Below are 15,798 nucleotides of genomic sequence, written 5' to 3' on the forward strand. Positions count from 1 at the left end.
GCACCTGATGCGCTGACCGTGAGTGGGCACCGGCGGGCCGCGAGGTGCGGGCGCGACTACGCGTGCCCCGCGCGCTCCATGGCGCGCAGTTCCTTCTTGAGGTCCTGCACCTCGTCGCGCAAGCGCGCGGCGAGCTCGAATTTGAGCTCGCCGGCGGCGGCGAGCATCTGCTGACTGAGATCGGCGATGGTCGCCTCGAGCTGTTCCGCACCCTCGGCCGCGATGCCCTCGCGTCGCAGCTGCGGCGTCGGGCTCTTGCCCATGCCGGACTTGGTCTTCGCCGCCGCCTTGCCGCGCAGCATCCGATCCGTGTCGGACGCCTCTCGCGCCAGCACCTCGGTGATGTCGGCGATCCGCTTGCGCAGCGGCTGCGGGTCGATGCCGTGGGCCGTGTTGTAGGCGATCTGCTTCTCGCGGCGCCGGTCGGTCTCTTCGATCGCCTTCGCCATCGAGTCGGTCATCGTGTCGGCGTACATGTGCACCTGGCCAGACACGTTGCGCGCCGCGCGGCCGATCGTCTGGATCAGCGAGGTGCCGCTGCGGAGGAAGCCCTCCTTGTCGGCGTCGAGAATCGACACCAGCGACACCTCGGGAAGGTCGAGGCCCTCTCGGAGGAGGTTGATGCCGACGAGCACGTCGTACACACCGGCCCGCAGCTCGCTGAGCAGCTCGACGCGCCGCAGGGTGTCGACGTCGGAGTGGAGGTAGCGCACCCGCACCCCATGTTCGCCGAGGAAGTCGGTGAGCTCTTCCGCCATCTTCTTCGTGAGCGTGGTGACGAGCACGCGCTCGTCGCGCTCGACGCGGAGGCGGATCTCCTCGAGGAGGTCGTCGATCTGCCCCTTGGAGGGCTTGACCACGATCTCGGGGTCGATCAGGCCGGTCGGGCGGATGATCTGCTCGACGACGCCGTCTGCGATGCCCATCTCATAGCGACCCGGCGTCGCCGAGAGGTAGACGGTCTGACCTACGCGGTTCTTGAACTCGTCCCACCGCAGCGGCCGGTTGTCGAGCGCGCTCGGCAGGCGGAAGCCGTGCTCGACGAGCGTGCGCTTGCGCGAGGCGTCCCCCTCGTACATCGCCCCGATCTGCGGGACGGTGACGTGCGACTCGTCGATCACCATGAGGAAGTCGTCGGGGAAGAAGTCGAGCAGCGTGTGCGGCGGCTCACCGGGCGCCCTGCCGTCCATGTGTCGCGAGTAGTTCTCGATGCCCGAGCAGAAGCCGAGCTGCTGCAGCATCTCGAGGTCGAACGTCGTGCGCATGCGCAGGCGCTGCGCCTCGAGCAGCTTGTTCTGCGACTCGAGCTCCTTCAGCCGCTCGGCCAGCTCGTCTTCGATGGTGCCGATCGCGCGCTGCACCGTCTCGGTGCCGGCGACGTAGTGCGACGCCGGGAAGATGGGCACGCTGTCGAGCCGCTGCACCACATCGCCGGTGAGCGGATGCAGCATGAAGAGCGCCTCGATCTCGTCGCCGAACATCTCGATGCGGATGGCGTACTCCTCGTACACCGGGATGATCTCGATGGTGTCGCCGCGCACGCGGAAGTTGCCGCGCGAGAAGTCGACGTCGTTGCGGTTGTACTGCATCGCGATGAACTTGCGGATGAGCGCGTCGCGGTCGTAGACCTCGCCCACCTGCAGCGCGACCATCGCACGCAGATACTCGTCGGGCGCCCCGAGTCCGTAGATGCACGAGACGGTGCTGACCACGATGACGTCGCGCCGGCTGAGCAGCGAGTTGGTCGTCGAGTGCCGCAGCCGCTCGACCTCGGCGTTGACCGAGGAGTCCTTCTCGATGAAGGTGTCGGTCTGCGGGACGTACGCCTCGGGCTGGTAGTAGTCGTAGTAGCTGACGAAGTACTCGACCGCGTTGTGCGGCATGAGCTCACGGAACTCGTTGGCCAGCTGCGCCGCGAGCGTCTTGTTGTGCGCGAGCACAAGGGTCGGCCGCTGCACGGCCTCGACGAGCCAGGCCGTTGTCGCCGACTTTCCGGTTCCGGTCGCACCGAGCAGCACGACGTCGGTCTCACCGGCGTTGATGCGCGCCGCCAGCTCGGCGATCGCCTGCGGCTGGTCGCCCGACGGGGCGAATTCGCTCACGACCTCGAACGGCCGCACGGATCGAGTGGTCTGCACTCAACCAGCGTAGGCGGCGCCTCCGACATCGGGGCCGCGTTCGCGACGAGCGGATGCCGCGGCCGGCCCCCCGCGGGTCAGCCGCCGAATCCCCCGCCGCCGTCGAAGCCCCCGCCGCCGAATCCTCCGGCGTCGAAGCCCCCGCCGTCGAACGCTCCGCCGCCGCCGTCGAACCCGCCCGAGCCGCCGCCGTCGAACCCCGTGAAGCCGGGATCGTACGTCTCGCCCACCCATGCCGGCTCGGAGCCGAGCATGAGCGAGCCCGCACCCATCGTGTAGTACGCGGTGACCGAAGTCGACAGCAGGAACTGGTTCGCGACGATCGCCATGATCCCGACGTTCGTGAGCATGCTCTGCACGTCGACCCGATCGCGTGGGTCGGCGTCGTCGACGCCGACCGCCGCGCGCGCCGGATCGGCCGCGCTTCGCGTCGCGGCATCCGTGCCCTCGTTCTGCGTGCGCCGCGCGCGGTGCTCTTCGGCGCGACGGACGAGACGCGCGATCACCGTGGGATCCTCGGCCGCCGCGTCTCGCTCGGACTCCGCCAGGAACGGGCGGAGCTGCTCGAACATCTCGCGGCGACGCTGCGGCGGAACGTCGGCGAAGGCAGAGGCGTGCGCGCTCTCGATCACCGAGGCCGGGAGCGTTCCGAGCAGGTAGACGTAGCGCGAGATGCGCTCCTCCTCGCTCGCCGCACGATAGGGGGCACGACGCCGCCGGAACCTGGAGAGCATACCCATGCGACACCTCCTCGGGTCTGATCCCAGGCTAGCCCGCAGGGCGTCGGCGCGGTACAGCGAAGCGCCGGCTCGACGACCGCCTCCGTGACCGCTAGGAGGCGGCTGCCCGCCGCGCCACGTGCTCGTCGAGGTTCTGCCACAGCTCGTCGACCTGGCGCAGCGTGTCGTCGATGGCGCCCGCCGTGTCGATGACCACGTCGGCGATCCGGAGCCGCGCCTCGTCCGGCACCTGCGATGCCATGCGCGCGGCGGCATCCTCGTGACTCAGACCCCGCAGTTCGACGAGGCGCTGCGCCCGCACATCGGCCGGCGCGTGGGCCACGATGACGAGTTGCCAGGGGTCCTGCACGCGCGCTTCGACCAGCAGCGGCACGTCGTAGACGACGACAGCGTGCGGGTCGGCCGCGAACGCCGCAGCGAAGCGGCGGGCGGACTCGGCGCGCACGGCGGGATGGACGATCGCGTTGAGCTGCGCGATCGCCTCCGCGTCGCCGAACACGCGCGTGGCGAGGGCCGCGCGATCCAGCGATCCGTCGGGGCGCAGCATGTCATCGCCGAAGGTGCCGGCGATCGCCGCCAGCACCGGTCCACCCGGCGCCTGCACCTCGCGCACGAGCTGATCCGCGTCGACGATCACGGCGCCGTGCTCGGCCAGGCGACGGGCGATGGTGGACTTTCCTGAGGCGATGCCTCCGGTGAGCGCGACGAGCGGCATGCATCGAGCATGCCATGCCCCGTCCTTGACGCGTTCCTGAGGTGGGCCTGAGCGAGCGCTGAGCAGTCGGCGATAGCCTCGGTGCACCCGAAGGACAGTCCACCCATACAGCTGGGGAAGGGCGCAAGTGAACGTTGGACGCGACATCGTGGCGTTCGACGACAACGCGTTCTGCTGCATGCGACGCACCCGACGTCTTCGCGACGACAGGGGCGGGCGGACGGTTCTGAGGTGCGGGCGGGCCGCCCGCGTGGGGACCAAGGCGGCCGAGGTCCGTGCACCGAGGACGCGCGCAGGGCGGGATGTGGGGAAATCTCCCGCCCTACGCGCGGCCCGTGCCTTGCAAGGAGGGCTGCCGCTGCGCGGGCCGGGCTCTCCGGAGCCGCACATGTGCGGACGCCGCGCGTGATGGGCGCCTCGTCGCACCCGTTCCGGAGCGCGTTCTGGGATATCATGACCGACGTCCAGGATCCGTCGACACCCCCGGATCCGGAGGGTGCATCGGTGGAAGAAGCGCGCGTCGCCGTCGTGATCGAAGACGAGGAGGACATCCGGTCGCTCCTCGCGACGGTCCTCGCCCAGGCGGGCTTCGAAGTGCATGGCGCAGCCAACGGCGCAGACGGCGTCGAACTCGTCCGAGAGCACCGGCCGCTCGTCACGACGCTCGACGTCAACATGCCCGGCATCGACGGCTTCGAGACCGCCAAGCGCATCCGGGCCATCAGCTCGACCTACATCGTCATGCTGAGCGCCCGCAGCGAGGAGATCGACGCGCTCCAGGGGCTCGAGGCTGGCGCCGACGACTACGTCGCGAAGCCGTTCCGCCCTCGTGAGCTGCGTGCGCGCATCGACGCGATGCTGCGGCGACCGCGGCAGGTGACGCCCCCCGAACCGGACGGCGGTCCGACGCCCGTGTCCACGGACGGCGTCTGGCTCGAGCACCACGGACTGCGGCTGAATGCCGCCACCCACCTGGTCACGGTCGACGACCAGGATGTCGAACTGACGCGGAGCGAGTTCGACATCCTGGCCGATCTGCTGGTGGCCGGGCGGCGCGTCCGGGCGAAGTCGGACCTCGCCCTCATGCTCCGCGGCGACCAGTATGCGGTCAGCGACTTCGTCTCCGACAGCGACGCACGCGCCATCGAGGTGCACATGGCCAATCTGCGACGCAAGCTCGGCGAGTCACCGACCCAGCCGCGATGGATCGAGACAGTGCGCGGAGTCGGCTACCGGCTCACCGCCTGAGGGACTCGAGCGCATCACGCCCTCGCGCCCGGGCGCCCCCATCGGAAGCAGGCGCGTCGCCTCGTGTCGCGGGTTGCTGGGACGAAGCCGCTACTCGCCGTCGTCGATGAGCACGGACGTCTCGACGTTCACGGCCGCGCGGCTCGCGGCCTCGCGGGCCGCACGGACGAGCTCCGCCGGGTCGTACCCGGCGGTGTCGCTCAGCGCGACGCCGACGCCGACGACGGGGATCACTCCCCCGCCGACCTTGCCGAGATCGTCGAACAGGCCACGGTAGATCACACCCGCCTGGCGACGCGCCTCCTGCTCGGACGCCACCGCCAGCCCGATGACGAGCCCGGTCGGCCCGTCCTGGCCGACGATGGCGTTGGTCGGCGCGTGATGGCGCACGCCGGTTCGCCAGGTCGCCGCCACCGATCCGGCCACGTCGCTGCCGAAGGCGGTGGAGATGGGATCGAGGTCGTCGAGGCGCACGGCCGTCACCGCCACTGATTCGCGGCCGCGCTCCGCGCGTCGACAGATGCCGTCCAGCAGCAGCAGGAAGGACTCGTCGCTGACGATCCCGTGCTCCTGGTCGACCCTCTGCGCGTCGCGCAGATACCCCCGCATCGGGGCGCGACTCGCCCGCAGCACCGAGGTCACGACGACGGCGACGATGGTCAGCGTCACCGTCAGGAAGCTCGTGCTGACGGTGCCGAACGCCGCCTGGAACAGGGCGCTGTCAGGACCTGACGTGAGGAACGCGGTCGTCCGTGACACGTAGTACAGCGACTGGAACCCCAGCACTGCCCCGAGCACCCACGCGGTGCGCGATTCCCGCATGTCGCCGCGGAGGCACTCCACCGCGCCGGCGCCGGCGAAGCCCAGCAGAGGTACGAACATCCACAGGACGCCGGCCCAGTCGCCGCCGTCGGCGCCCTCGAACGCCACGCCGAGCGCGGCCGCGACAACGGCGGCGGCCACGAGGATCGACGACCAGCGCATGCGGCGACCGTTGAAGCGGCGGCATCCCAGCCACATGCATCCGGTGCCGGCCACGAAGGCGGCGTTGCCGATCGCGATGGCCCACCACGCACCGTCGGACTGCACCCAGACGGTGTAGGCGAGGGTGGTGAGCATGGCTGCGAGGAAGGCGACGGACCAGATGCGCCCGGCGCCCTCGTCGCGTCGCAGCAGCGTCTCGAGGATGAACAGCACGCCGCTGACGTTGACCACCAGTGCGGTCATGATCAGGACGCTCGCCAGATCCAGGGTCATGGTGCATCTCCCTCGGGGGCGATCGCGGGCAGCTTCACGATGAAGGTCGAGCCGATCCCGGGCGCGCTGTGCAGGGCGAGCTCGCCCCCGTGCGCGCGCACGATGTCGCGCGTGATCGCAAGGCCGAGGCCGGTGCCGGTCCGCCGATCAACGCCCGCCTTGTAATAGCGCTGGAAGAGCCGCGAGCGGTCGGCGTCAGAGATGCCCACGCCGGTGTCGCGCACCAGGATCCAGCTCGAGTCGCCGTCCGTGGTCGTGCCGACGAAGACCGTGCCGCCGTCCTTGTTGTAGGCGATGGCATTCGACACGAGGTTGTCGACCACCTGCCGCAGACGGAGCGGATCCGCCCACGCCGTCGCCGGCTCCAGCCCCGTCGTGTCGATCGTGATGGCCCGCCCGGCGGCGCGCGGGAGGGCGTCGTCGGCGGCGGCGGCGACGAGTTCGCGCGCGTCGACGAGCTGCGGAGCGAGGGACGCCTCCACCGACGACGGCGAGGAGCTCGAGGCCGCGAGGATGTCGGCGACGATGCGCAGCAGGCGCTCGGCGTTGCGCTCGGCGACGTCGAGGCTCGCGCGCACCGCGTCGGGGGTGTCGGGGTCCTCGATCGCGAGGTCGAGGTAGCCCAGGATCGAGGTCAGCGGCGTCCTCAGCTCGTGCGACACCGAGGCGACCAGATCGTCGCGTGCGCGGAGTGCGGTCAGCTCCGCCGTCACGTCCCTCGAGACGACGACGGCGCCGGCGTCGCCCCCGTCGGGATCGGTGATCCGGCGCGCGGTGATCGTCAGCGCCCGACGCGGACCGGGCTCCGCCCCGAACCACACCACCTGGTCGTCGAACGCCTCGCCGCGCCGCGCGCGCTCCAGCGGAAGCTCGTCCGGCGGCAGCGGTGAGCTGCCGTCGTCGCGGAAGGCGAGCACCTCCGCCCGATCGTCGTCGGGCTCGAGACCCTGCTGCAGCCGGCCGTGCGCCTCGTTCCGGACCGCGACCCGTCCGGCGGGACCGATGCGTACGACGCCGAAGTCCACGGCATCCAGCACCTCTGTCACGACCTGCTCCTGCCGGCGCGTGCGCGCGAGGACACTCTGCAGCAGCTGCGACTGCTTCGCCAGCAGCATGCGCTGCGCGTCCGACCGGCGGGCGTTGAGATGGCTCGTCGCGGCGACGGCGAACAACACGAGGGGCAGCAGGAAGGTGCGGTAGGTGACCTCGGTGGCGCTGAGCGCGGTCAGCACGCTGACGATGCCGGCGATCGCGACGATCACGCCGAACAGGCCCAGCAGACCGAACCCGCCGGCGAGCCACATCGTCGGAAAGATCCAGAGCAGGCCGAGCACCGTGTCGGGTGCCGCGATCTGCATGAGCGTGATGGCGAGGATGTCGACCGCGGGCACCGCGGCGACCCACCCGTACGGCAGGCGGCTCCACGGGACCACGAGCGTCACGGCAGTCACCGCCACCACCACGACGACCCCGCTGAAGAAGAGCACCTCTTCACCGCCGAAGGGGCCGACCGCCACCAGCACGCCGAGCACGAACACGACGGCGGACAGCAGCAGCTGGTTGAGCATCGCGGTCCGGCCGCGCGTACGGTCGGCGGCCTCGGGTGCGGTCACGCCAGGGCGCGAGCGCACCGCGGGTGCCCCCGTGTCGCCCGGCGTCGCGGCGGTCATACCGCGACGGTAACGGATGCCGCGCCCCGGTGTGGGAACGGCGCGCTCTGGGTGTCACGCTCCCCCGGCGCGGCACGGCGCGCCGGGGGACGCGTCGTCAGAACCCGAAGTCGCCGAACCCGCCCGCGTCGGCGCCGGCCGCGTCACCGCCCCAGCCGCCGCCGGTGTCGCCACCCCAGCCGGACCCGCTGTCGCCCCAGCCCGCATCGGCCGACGCCCCGTCGCCTCCGGTGTCGGCGCCTGCGTCGCCGCCGCCGTCCGCCGCGGCACCATCCTGGTAGCCCTGGTCGTACGCGAACGTCGGCGCCAGGAACGAACTCACCAGCGCCGAGCCGATGACGTACCCGACGACGGTGCCGAGGATCGACGAGCCGAGCATCGAGCCGAACGACGGGCCCTGCCGCTGCGGCCCGAGGGTGCGCTCCATGAAGCCGGGGTTGAGGTATTCGGCGCGCGTCGCGGCGCGGGCCATCGTCTGCGGGTCGCTCGAGCGCGGCTGCTCGTACGGCGGGAGTCCCGCGGAGAGCTCGGCGAGCACCTGCTGGCGCTGCGGCTCGGTGAGCCTGCCGAATGCCTCGGCGTGCACCTGCTCGATGGTCTCGGGCGGTGCGGTCCTCAGCAGGTAGCGATAGCGCTCGATGGCGATCTCGTCCTCGCTCCGCGGGGGCTGTGCACCGGGCGCTGCCGCACCGGGTGCCGGCGCACCGGGTGCCGAGGTGCCGTAGCGGTTCGGCGGCACAGGCGGCGCCTGGCGCTCGGCATCCGAGTCTCCGAACAGTCGATCGAGGAATCCCATGTGGCGCTCCTTCTCAGCTTGGCCCGTCCGAGGGACGACTGCGCGGGTCCTGGGGGCGGGTGGACAACCACGGTAGGCGCGGTTCCTCGGAGAGGGCTGGAGGATCGGCCGCGGTTCACCGAGAGCGTGCGGATCACCCCTGTGCCGCGAGCGCCTCGCTCAGCCACCGCGCGTGCAGCTGCCACGGATCGTCCACGCCGGCCGCCAGCACCGCGATGTGAGCGGTGAGCGCTTCCGAGCGACGGAACCACTCCGTGCCGGGAAACCGGTCGGCCGCGAACTGCACATGCCGTCGCTGCTCGAGGGCGCGCCCACCGCGCTCGAACGCCAGCAGCTCGTCGTGCCAGATCGCGCCGAAACGCTGGCGCGGGTTCGCGCTCGTGCCGATCTTCACGCGATCGGCGTAACGCAGGTAGTAGACCACGTCGACGCGCGGGGGCGGCATCTCAGCGTCGGGGATATCGCCGTGGCGCCACTCGCACACCGCACAGAGCCATCCCGACGGGTAGCGGACGCCGAGGCGCGATCCGCACAGTCCGCACGGCGAGGGCAGCACATCGGTGAGCCCGTCATGCGCCGCGCCCCAGTCCGCCGCGGCGGCGAGGTGCCGCTCGCAGAGCGGGACCGGCGCGTCGGCGGGCACCGAGCCCCGGCAGCCGTCGTCGTCCACCAGGCAGTGTACGGAGACTCGGTTCGCAGGCACACCGCGACAGTACCCGCCCCCACCGACGCGTCATCCCGAGCCGTGGCGTGCATGCCCGAGGCACGCGAAAGGGCCGCCCCCGCCGACCTTGCGGTCGGAGGTGACGGCCCTTTCGGAACCAGCGGTTCAGAGAACCAGGCGGCTCAGCTCAGGATCAGCGACCCGAGAGCTTCTCGCGCAGAGCGGCGAGCGCCTCGTCGTCGGCCAGCGTGCCCACCGGGCTGCTGTCGGACGAGAAGGACGACGAGCCGGTCTCGACCGGGGCGGCAGCCTCGGCCTCGAGAGCCTTCGTGACGGCGGCCTTGTGGGCCTCCCAGCGAGCGTGGGCAGCGGCGTACTCCTGCTCCCACTTCTCGCGCTGCTCGTCGAAGCCCTCGAGCCACGCGTTGGTCTCGGGGTCGAAGCCCTCGGGGTACTTGTACTCCCCGTTCTCGTCGTACTCCGTGACCATGCCGTACAGCGCCGGGTCGAACTCGGTGCCGTTGGGGTCGACCGACTCGTTCGCCTGCTTCAGCGAGAGCGAGATGCGGCGACGCTCGAGATCGATGTCGATGATCTTGACGAAGACCTCTTCGCCGACCGAGACGACCTGCTCGGCGAGCTCGACGTGCTTGCCCGACAGCTCCGAGATGTGCACGAGGCCCTCGATGCCGTCCGCGACGCGCACGAACGCACCGAACGGAACGAGCTTGGTGACCTTGCCCGGAGCGACCTGACCGATCGCGTGGGTGCGGGCGAAGACCTGCCACGGGTCCTCCTGCGTCGCCTTGAGCGACAGCGAGACGCGCTCGCGGTCCAGGTCGACCTCGAGGATCTCGACGGTGACCTCCTGGCCGACCTCGACGACCTCCGACGCGTGCTCGATGTGCTTCCACGAGAGCTCGGAGACGTGCACGAGGCCGTCCACGCCGCCCAGGTCGACGAACGCACCGAAGTTGACGATCGACGAGACCGTGCCCTTGCGGACCTGGCCCTTGTGCAGGTTGTTGAGGAACGTGGTGCGCGACTCGGACTGCGTCTGCTCGAGCAGGGCGCGGCGCGAGAGCACGACGTTGTTGCGGTTCTTGTCGAGCTCGAGGATCTTCGCCTCGATCTCCTGGCCGAGGTACGGCGTGAGGTCGCGGACGCGGCGGAGCTCGATCAGCGAAGCGGGCAGGAAGCCGCGCAGGCCGATGTCGACGATCAGACCACCCTTGACGACCTCGATCACGGAGCCGGTGACCACACCGTCGTTCTCCTTGATCTTCTCGACGTCGCCCCAGGCACGCTCGTACTGCGCGCGCTTCTTGGAGAGGATGAGGCGGCCTTCCTTGTCCTCCTTCTGGAGAACGAGGGCTTCGACCTCGTCGCCGACCTTGACGACCTCGTTGGGGTCGACGTCGTGCTTGATGGAGAGCTCGCGCGAGGGGATGACGCCCTCGGTCTTGTAACCGACGTCGAGGAGCACCTCGTCGCGGTCGATCTTCACGACGGTGCCCTCGATGAGGTCGCCGTCGTTGAAGAACTTCAGGGTCTTCTCGACCGCGGCCAGGAAGTCCTCGGCAGATCCGATGTCGTTGATCGCGACCTGCTTGGTGGCCGGGGCGGTCGTTGCGGTAGTCATGTAGTGGGTTGTCCTTGTTGGGTTTGGTGTCGGGCTCCGGCTTTCAGCGGCATCTTCGCGCAAGGGCGAACGGATGCCTCGGGCCGAGGCGAAGCGGATTTTCCAGCGATGTCGCTCGGACCCTTGCGGGATGTGGGACACCGGCGCGAACCGGTACCCGAGCGTGGCGAAACAGCCACACGAGTGACACTCCAGGGTAACAGAACGGCCGGGTCGCCCGCGATGTTCCCGCGCACCTCGAAATCCGGCGTCACGAGGCCCCACGGGCCGCGGTGGAACGTCGGCTCAGCGGGGCAGCTGGATCGGCGCGGTGTTGGTGCGGTCGGGGTCGAACGGGGCAGGCGCCGGCGTCGGTTCGCCGCGCAGCTGCGCCAGCCGCTCGTCCTCGCGCCGCTGTGCGTCGGCGAGCCAGTCCCACCCCGAAGGATTCGTGGCGGGACGCACGTCGGGGACCGGCGCGGTGGGGTTGTCGTCGTGCGCCGCGTCTGCCGCGGTGACGGATGCCGCGGCAGCGGGCGCGGGCGTCGGGGGCGCCACGATGTGGGCGCCCCCGAACTGCTCGGCCCGGCCCGCCGCGCCGCGAAGACCGGCCTGCTGGATGACGCGCTGGATCGTGAGGCCGCGCTCGTCGGGATCCCCGACATAGCGGATCTCGCGGAGGCCCTGCTCCTGGGCGGCTGACTCGAAGACGAAGTGCCCGTAGCCGAAGACACGGCCGACGACCGGCTTGTAGACCGAGATGTCGAGGATGCGCGCGAGCGGCATGGTCGCGATGCGCTGCGACAGGATGCCGTGCACGCGGAACACGCGCATGTTGGTGATGACGAAGCGATCGGTGTGCTGCTCGAAGTACCGCCAGATGGCGTGACCGGTGACGGCGGCGCCGAGGAGTGCGGGCACCCACCAGGCCTGCGCCGGCACGAAGAACGACAGAAGGAGCACCACGATGCCGCCGAACAGCTCCAAGACGGCCGAGACCGTGGCCGTCCAGTGCTTGCGCACCTCGTCGACGACGTGCTCCCCCTGATCCGTGATCAGGTGCTTCTCGATCCGCGGATCGAACATGCTCAGCCCGCGGCGAGAGCCATGAAGAAGTCGACCACGGCGGCACCCGCGCCCCAGACGGCGCCGATGGCGCCCTGCACCGCATTCGCCGCGTCCTGCGGCCGGGTGATGAGGTAGAACGCCGCGAACGCGATGACGAGCACCACGACGATGCGCTTGACGAGCTTCACGGTCCGGGGTTCCCTTCGACTTCTGCTGTTCTACCGCACGGCGGGCGATGCGTGCGCAGGCGCGCGGGCGCGTCGCCATTCGACGGGAGATGCGTTCGCCCCTGCGCCGAGCCGGAGTTCACGGTCGCAGCAGCACCTTCGTGGCGCGGCGCTCGTCCATCGCGGCGTACGCCTCCGCGGCCTCGGCGAGCGGAAGCTCGAGGTCGAACACACGGCCCGGCCGGATCGCGCCGGAGCGGACGTCCGGGAGCAGCTCGTCGATGTAGCCGCGCACGGGGGCGACCCCGCCGTTGACGCCGACGTTGCGGTTGAACATCTGACGCACCGGCAGCTCCGGCCCGCCGTTGGGCACGCCGACGTAGCCGACCATCCCGCCGGGGCGGGTGGAGCGCAGCGCCTGGTCCATCGACTCCTTCGTGCCGACGCACTCGAGCACACGGTCGGCGCCGATGCCGCCGGTGAGAGCGCGCACCGCCTCGATGCCGGCATCCCCCCGCTCCTCGACGATGTCGGTGGCGCCGAACTCGCGGGCCAGCGCCTGGCGCTGCGGATGCCGCGACATGGCGATGATGGTCGTGGCGCCGAGCCGCTTCGCGGCGATGACGGCGCACAGGCCCACGGCGCCGTCGCCCACGACCGCCACCGCGTCGCCGGGACCGACACCCGCCGACACCGCCGCGTGATGGCCCGTGCCCATGACGTCGCTGAGGGTCAGCAGGCCCGGGATCTCGTCATCGCCGACCGGTCCGGGAACGACCGCGAGGGTGCCGTCCGCGAGGGGAACGCGCACCCGCTCGCCCTGGCCGCCGTCGGCGAACCCGCCGAAGCGGTCATCGCTTCCCCACCAGCCTCCGTGCAGGCACGACGTGCTCACGCCGTTCCGGCAGTTCGCGCACGTGCCGTCGCACACGTAGAACGGGGCGATGACGAAATCGCCCGGGCGGATGACCCGAACGTCGGCGCCGACCTCCTCGACGATGCCGACGAACTCGTGGCCGATGCGGTGAGGCTCCTTCGTGGGCGTGACGCCGCGGTAGGGCCACAGGTCGGAGCCGCACACGCACGCCGCCACGACCCGCACGATCGCGTCGGCGCCGGTGGACAGCGCGGGGTCGGGCACGGTCTCGACGCGGATGTCGCGCGCGGCGTGGATGACGGTGGCGAGCATGCATCGAGCCTAAGACCAGGGCCGTCCGCGCGTCGCCGCTGGCACCATGGACGCATGTGGATCGGGTGGATCGAGTTCGACCTGCTGCTCGGCGACATCCGCTCGCTGAAGGAGAAGCGCAGCGTGCTGCGGCCCCTCATCGCCGAGCTCAGTCGCCGCACGGAGGCGGCCGCGGCCGAGGTGGGCGAGCACGACCTCCACCGTCGGGCGACCGTCGGCGTGTCGGTCGTCGCCTCGGGCTCGTCGCACGTCCGGGACGTGCTCGACCACGCCGAACGCCTCGTGGCCGACCGCCCCGAGGTCACGCTGCTGTCGGCCCGGCGCGGACTGCACTCCAGCGAGGACTGAGGGCTCAGCCTGCGATGGCGTGGCCGATGACCTCGTCACCGGCCCCGAACCGGATGGTGCGCCCGATGGTGCTGTCGTCCGCGATGGTCGCGGCGATGACGGCGGCCACGTCGGCGCGCGGCACGGACCCGGAGCCCTCCGGATCGAGCTCGATCCGCCCGGTCGGCGCGTCGAGGGTGAGGGTGCCCGGCGCGAGGATCGTCCAGTCGAGCGCGCTTCCGGCGAGGTGCGCGTCTGCCGCCCACTTCGCGTCGGCATAGGGGAAGAACGAGGATTCCCTGTCGACCCCGTGGTCGGCGCGCGAGCCGATCCACGACACCATCACGTAGCGGAGCACGCCGGCCGCCGCCGCGGCGTCCATCGAGCGCACGGCCGCGTCGCGGTCCACCGCGTACGTGCGCGCCGGATCGCCGCCTCCTGCGCCCGCCGACCAGACGACGACGTCGTTGCCGGCGATCAGGTTCGTCAACTGGTCGACGTCGAGGATCTCGATGTCGGCGACGACCGGCTGCGCGCCGGTCGCGGCGACCTCCGCCTCGTGTGCGGGATCTCGGATGACGGCCGTCACGGTGTGCTCCTGGGCCACGAGCAGCGGCTCGAGGAGCAGCGCGACCTTGCCGTGTCCGCCGAAGATCAGGATGCGGGCCATGGGTCTCCCTCCGTCGAAGGCCACGATACGCCCGAGCCGCTGCCGTCTAGGTGGCGGAGCCGCCCCTGCCCTCATCGACGTCGGCGGATGGCGGGCCGGCGGCGGTGGCGGCATCCGTCTCCCGCTCAGTCCGGGCGAGCAGGCTGTGCCGGCGGCCCCACAGCAGGTAGTAGGCGAGCACGATCGCCACCCACACCGCGAACCACGCGTAGGTCGACCAGCCGAGGCCGGTGATCAGGTACAGGCAGGCGAGGATCGACAGCACCGGCGTCACCGGATAACCCGGCACGCGGAACGCGCGAGGCAGGTCGGGGCGCGTGCGTCGCAGCACCATGACCCCGATCGAGACCACGATGAAGGCGACGAGAGTCCCCATCGACACGAGGTCCCAGAGGCTCGACAGCGGGATGAAGCCCGCGAGGAGCGCCACGGCGATCGCGACGACGACCGTCGAGAACACCGGCGTGTGGGTCCGCGGGTCGACGCGGGCGAACGCCCGAGGAAGCAGGCCGTCCCGGCCGATCGAGTAGAGGATCCGGGTCTGTCCGAACAGCGTCACGAGGGTGACCGAGAAGATCGAGATCACCGCGCCCGCGGCGAGCACGGTGGCGGGCCACGCGGCGCCCAGCACGTCGCCGAGGATGACGGCGAGACCGGCGCTCTGCTGACCCGGGTCCTCGAAGTCCGTCCACGGCTGCGCGCCGACCGCCGCGATCGCGACGAAGAGGTACACGGCGACGACCGTCACGAGTGCGATGAGGATCGCCCGCGGCAGCGAGCGCTGCGGGTCGCGCACCTCGTCACCCGCCGTCGACACGGCGTCGAGTCCGATGAACGTGAAGAAGATCGTCCCCGCGGCCGCCGTGACTCCCGCCGCGCCGTGCGGGGCGAAGTCGGCGAAGTTGTCGGCCTGGAACGCGGTGACGGCGATCGCGCCGAACATGAGGAGCACGCCGAGCTTGATGATCACCATGACGGTGTTCACCGCCGCCGACTCGCGCGTGCCGCGGATGAGCAGGAGCGCGCACAGGCCGACGAGGATCACCGCGGGGAGGTTGACGATGCCGCCCTCGAGCGGGCCGGCCGTCAGCGCCGCCGGGATGTCCCAGCCGAACAGGTCGCCGACGAGGCGGTCGAGGTAGCCGCTCCACCCCGACGCGACCGCGGCGGTCGAGACGCCGTACTCGAGCATGAGGCACGCGGCGACGCCCATCGCGACGATCTCGCCGAGCGTCACGTAGGCGTACGCGTACGTGGAGCCCGACACCGGCACCGCTGAGGCCATCTCGGCGTAGCAGACGGCGGACAGCCCGGCGGCGATCGCGGCGACGAGGAACGACAGGATGACGGCGGGTCCGGCGAGCGGCACGGCTTCGTGCATCACGAAGAAGACGCCGGTGCCGACCGTGGCGCCGACTCCGAGCATCGCCAGCTGGAACGTGCCGATCCCCCGGGTGAGACCGCCCGGCGACGGCGCGGGCGGCGTCACCGGCTTCCGCCGGAACAGCTCTCGGGCCAAGCTCATTTC

The 15,798-nt window shown here is 70.9% G+C and carries 15 protein-coding genes; 2 read left to right on the forward strand and 13 right to left on the reverse strand.

The window, feature by feature from the left end; genetic code table 11:
• Nucleotides 1-56 precede the first annotated feature (56 nt).
• The 3 genes from uvrB to coaE all read right to left on the reverse strand — a co-directional run bounded on the left by uvrB (nt 57) and on the right by coaE (nt 3,593).
• Complete coding sequence (gene uvrB, locus Q9R08_RS08365; RefSeq protein WP_308867447.1) at nt 57-2,138, reverse strand: excinuclease ABC subunit UvrB; 2,082 nt, start codon at nt 2,136-2,138, stop codon at nt 57-59.
• A gap of 77 nt (nt 2,139-2,215) precedes the next feature.
• Nucleotides 2,216-2,878 carry a hypothetical protein gene (locus Q9R08_RS08370; protein ID WP_308867448.1) on the reverse strand — a complete coding sequence of 221 codons (663 nt, stop codon included), beginning with the start codon at nt 2,876-2,878 and terminating at the stop codon, nt 2,216-2,218.
• A gap of 91 nt (nt 2,879-2,969) precedes the next feature.
• Entirely contained in the window at nt 2,970-3,593 is a 624-nt protein-coding gene (gene coaE / locus Q9R08_RS08375; protein WP_308867449.1) for a dephospho-CoA kinase, read from the reverse strand.
• A 504-nt stretch (nt 3,594-4,097) separates the two neighbouring features.
• Here coaE and Q9R08_RS08380 point away from each other — a divergent pair.
• On the forward strand, nt 4,098-4,841 hold the full coding sequence (locus tag Q9R08_RS08380; RefSeq protein WP_308867451.1) for a response regulator transcription factor: 744 nt from the start codon (nt 4,098-4,100) through the stop codon (nt 4,839-4,841).
• A gap of 90 nt (nt 4,842-4,931) precedes the next feature.
• On the opposite strand, the gene Q9R08_RS08385 is transcribed toward Q9R08_RS08380, so the two are convergent.
• The 8 genes from Q9R08_RS08385 to Q9R08_RS08420 form a co-directional block, all read right to left on the reverse strand.
• Entirely contained in the window at nt 4,932-6,098 is a 1,167-nt protein-coding gene (locus Q9R08_RS08385; RefSeq protein ID WP_308867453.1) for a hypothetical protein, read from the reverse strand.
• Nucleotides 6,095-7,768 carry a sensor histidine kinase gene (locus Q9R08_RS08390; protein WP_308867454.1) on the reverse strand — a complete coding sequence of 558 codons (1,674 nt, stop codon included), beginning with the start codon at nt 7,766-7,768 and terminating at the stop codon, nt 6,095-6,097. Before Q9R08_RS08390 ends, Q9R08_RS08385 begins: the two co-directional genes overlap by 4 nt.
• A gap of 97 nt (nt 7,769-7,865) precedes the next feature.
• Nucleotides 7,866-8,564, reverse strand: coding sequence for a hypothetical protein (locus Q9R08_RS08395; RefSeq protein WP_308867455.1), 699 nt, complete (start codon nt 8,562-8,564; stop codon nt 7,866-7,868).
• A 133-nt stretch (nt 8,565-8,697) separates the two neighbouring features.
• The gene (locus Q9R08_RS08400; RefSeq protein WP_308867456.1) at nt 8,698-9,234 is read right to left on the reverse strand and encodes a GIY-YIG nuclease family protein; all 537 of its coding nucleotides are present in this window, start codon (nt 9,232-9,234) and stop codon (nt 8,698-8,700) included.
• A 187-nt stretch (nt 9,235-9,421) separates the two neighbouring features.
• Nucleotides 9,422-10,870, reverse strand: coding sequence for a 30S ribosomal protein S1 (rpsA, locus tag Q9R08_RS08405; protein WP_308867459.1), 1,449 nt, complete (start codon nt 10,868-10,870; stop codon nt 9,422-9,424).
• Between the two features lie 285 nt (nt 10,871-11,155).
• Nucleotides 11,156-11,935, reverse strand: coding sequence for a PH domain-containing protein (locus Q9R08_RS08410; protein WP_308867461.1), 780 nt, complete (start codon nt 11,933-11,935; stop codon nt 11,156-11,158).
• A gap of 2 nt (nt 11,936-11,937) precedes the next feature.
• Entirely contained in the window at nt 11,938-12,105 is a 168-nt protein-coding gene (locus tag Q9R08_RS08415) for a hypothetical protein (protein WP_204260153.1), read from the reverse strand.
• Between the two features lie 118 nt (nt 12,106-12,223).
• Nucleotides 12,224-13,273 carry a zinc-dependent alcohol dehydrogenase family protein gene (locus Q9R08_RS08420; RefSeq protein WP_308867462.1) on the reverse strand — a complete coding sequence of 350 codons (1,050 nt, stop codon included), beginning with the start codon at nt 13,271-13,273 and terminating at the stop codon, nt 12,224-12,226.
• A 54-nt stretch (nt 13,274-13,327) separates the two neighbouring features.
• On the opposite strand from Q9R08_RS08420, the gene Q9R08_RS08425 reads away from it, so the two are divergent.
• A complete protein-coding gene (locus Q9R08_RS08425) occupies nt 13,328-13,621 on the forward strand; it encodes a DUF503 domain-containing protein (RefSeq protein ID WP_308867464.1) in 294 nt (97 codons plus the stop codon).
• Between the two features lie 4 nt (nt 13,622-13,625).
• Here Q9R08_RS08425 and Q9R08_RS08430 read toward each other — a convergent pair whose 3' ends face one another.
• Together Q9R08_RS08430 and Q9R08_RS08435 are read right to left on the reverse strand one after the other, a co-directional pair.
• Nucleotides 13,626-14,270, reverse strand: coding sequence for an SDR family oxidoreductase (locus Q9R08_RS08430; RefSeq protein WP_308867465.1), 645 nt, complete (start codon nt 14,268-14,270; stop codon nt 13,626-13,628).
• Nucleotides 14,271-14,316: 46 nt separating this feature from the next.
• Nucleotides 14,317-15,795: an APC family permease gene (locus Q9R08_RS08435; protein ID WP_308867466.1), complete on the reverse strand. Its 1,479-nt coding sequence runs from the start codon at nt 15,793-15,795 to the stop codon at nt 14,317-14,319.
• Between the last annotated feature and the right edge of the window lie 3 nt (nt 15,796-15,798).

The sequence above is a fragment of the Microbacterium psychrotolerans genome, assembly GCF_031085295.1.
GTDB classification, from domain to species: Bacteria; Actinomycetota; Actinomycetes; order Actinomycetales; family Microbacteriaceae; genus Microbacterium; species Microbacterium psychrotolerans.

Bases quoted from the DNA above. Each gene is read 5' to 3' on its own strand.
- Q9R08_RS08370 (WP_308867448.1), bottom strand. From the start codon at position 2,878: ATGGGTATGCTCTCCAGGTTCCGGCGGCGTCGTGCCCCCTATCGTGCG.
- coaE (WP_308867449.1), bottom strand. From the start codon at position 3,593: ATGCCGCTCGTCGCGCTCACCGGAGGCATCGCCTCAGGAAAGTCCACC.
- Q9R08_RS08385 (WP_308867453.1), bottom strand. From the start codon at position 6,098: ATGACCCTGGATCTGGCGAGCGTCCTGATCATGACCGCACTGGTGGTC.
- Q9R08_RS08390 (WP_308867454.1), bottom strand. From the start codon at position 7,768: ATGACCGCCGCGACGCCGGGCGACACGGGGGCACCCGCGGTGCGCTCG.
- Q9R08_RS08395 (WP_308867455.1), bottom strand. From the start codon at position 8,564: ATGGGATTCCTCGATCGACTGTTCGGAGACTCGGATGCCGAGCGCCAG.
- rpsA (WP_308867459.1), bottom strand. From the start codon at position 10,870: ATGACTACCGCAACGACCGCCCCGGCCACCAAGCAGGTCGCGATCAAC.
- Q9R08_RS08410 (WP_308867461.1), bottom strand. From the start codon at position 11,935: ATGTTCGATCCGCGGATCGAGAAGCACCTGATCACGGATCAGGGGGAG.
- Q9R08_RS08420 (WP_308867462.1), bottom strand. From the start codon at position 13,273: ATGCTCGCCACCGTCATCCACGCCGCGCGCGACATCCGCGTCGAGACC.
- Q9R08_RS08425 (WP_308867464.1), top strand. From the start codon at position 13,328: ATGTGGATCGGGTGGATCGAGTTCGACCTGCTGCTCGGCGACATCCGC.
- Q9R08_RS08430 (WP_308867465.1), bottom strand. From the start codon at position 14,270: ATGGCCCGCATCCTGATCTTCGGCGGACACGGCAAGGTCGCGCTGCTC.
- Q9R08_RS08435 (WP_308867466.1), bottom strand. From the start codon at position 15,795: ATGAGCTTGGCCCGAGAGCTGTTCCGGCGGAAGCCGGTGACGCCGCCC.